Genomic DNA, 706 nt, shown 5'->3' with positions numbered 1-706 from the left:
GGGCTGAGGTATCCCCAGAAAAATGAAAGGCACGATGAAGTGTGATCTACTGGTTGCGCTAACAATACAGAAGAGACCTCATCGTGCCTTTACAGACAGTTTGCCACAAATTTTTCTCCTCGTCCTTACAGGGCATTCATGCCTTTCGCATAAATGCCCTGACGTCCATGGCCGCCGCTCTGTGCAATGGTGCTGACCTCACCCTGACCAGTATCGGCCGTTCTCTCTCCGGTCCCGCAACCGTTAAAAATAAAATCAAACGTGTTGATCGGGCCCTGGGAAACTCCGCCCTTCACCGCGACCTTCCACGTATCCAGCAACTTATCACCCGCGCTGTTACCTCGCTTATGCCCTTTTGCGTTATTGCTGTTGACTGGACCGGATGGCCGGACAAAAACTGGCATCTGCTCCGGGCAAGTCTCGTCTGTGACGGACGTTCGCTACCGCTGATGAGCGAAGTCGTTCCTGCCGGACTGGCGCAGAACAGTCAGGTGCAGTGCGCCTTCCTTGACCGTCTGCATGCGGCAATCCCGGCCGGGAAGCAGGTTATTATCGTGACGGATGCAGGCTTCAGGACTGACTGGTTCCGGCATGTCCGTCACCTGGGCTGGCAGTATACCGGGCGGGTCAGAGGGCTGGTCAGCTTCCGTCTGGAGGGGACACATCGCTGGCTGAACATCAGCGACCTTCAGGCCGGTTCAGAGCC

The 706-nt window shown here is 56.4% G+C and carries 1 protein-coding gene; it reads left to right on the top strand.

Annotated features, from left to right (window positions below):
• Positions 1 to 83: 83 nt before the first annotated feature.
• Positions 84 to 706 (top strand): IS4 family transposase (locus KW828_RS21635; protein ID WP_218338292.1); only part of this gene is annotated, 623 nt, incomplete at its 3' end.

The sequence above is a fragment of the Enterobacter sp. ENT03 genome, from assembly GCF_019218745.1.
Taxonomy (GTDB): domain Bacteria; phylum Pseudomonadota; class Gammaproteobacteria; order Enterobacterales; family Enterobacteriaceae; genus Enterobacter_D.
Note: the sequence above shows the minus strand (reverse complement) of the source record. Positions and strands in the feature narration are given on the sequence as shown.